The sequence below is a fragment of the Bowmanella dokdonensis genome (assembly GCF_017254865.1).
Taxonomy (GTDB): domain Bacteria; phylum Pseudomonadota; class Gammaproteobacteria; order Enterobacterales; family Alteromonadaceae; genus Bowmanella; species Bowmanella dokdonensis.
Genome location: NZ_JAFKCV010000167.1, coordinates 1 through 366 on the forward strand (window position 1 = coordinate 1; position 366 = coordinate 366).

1 pseudogene is annotated in these 366 nt (G+C 46.4%); it reads right to left on the reverse strand.

The features are described 5' to 3' along the window. A pseudogene (locus J0A66_RS22070) lies at positions 1-366 on the reverse strand (M13 family metallopeptidase); the annotation flags it as partial.

The window sequence follows — 366 nt, forward strand, 5'->3', positions numbered from 1 at the left end:
CGGCTTTTTGCTCGGCATTGTCCACCTTGGCAAAACTCAGCATCTGCGCGATATGTGCCAGGTAAGCCTGACGAATATTAGCAAAGCGTTCGGTATCTTCCAGGTAATAATCACGATCAGGCAGACCTAAGCCGCCGACACCAACACTGAGCTGATATTGGTTAGGATCCAAACGGTTGTACCACAAGCCAGCATAGATAGGTGAACGTGTGCCCGTTAGCCAGGCATTACCAAATACCTCAGTCAAGGATTTTACCGAATCAATCGCGGCAATATTATTCAATGTGGATTGAATGGGGCTGAGGCCTTTTGCATTGATGCTGTCCATATCCATATAGGCATGGTAAAAATCAGCAATGAGTTTCT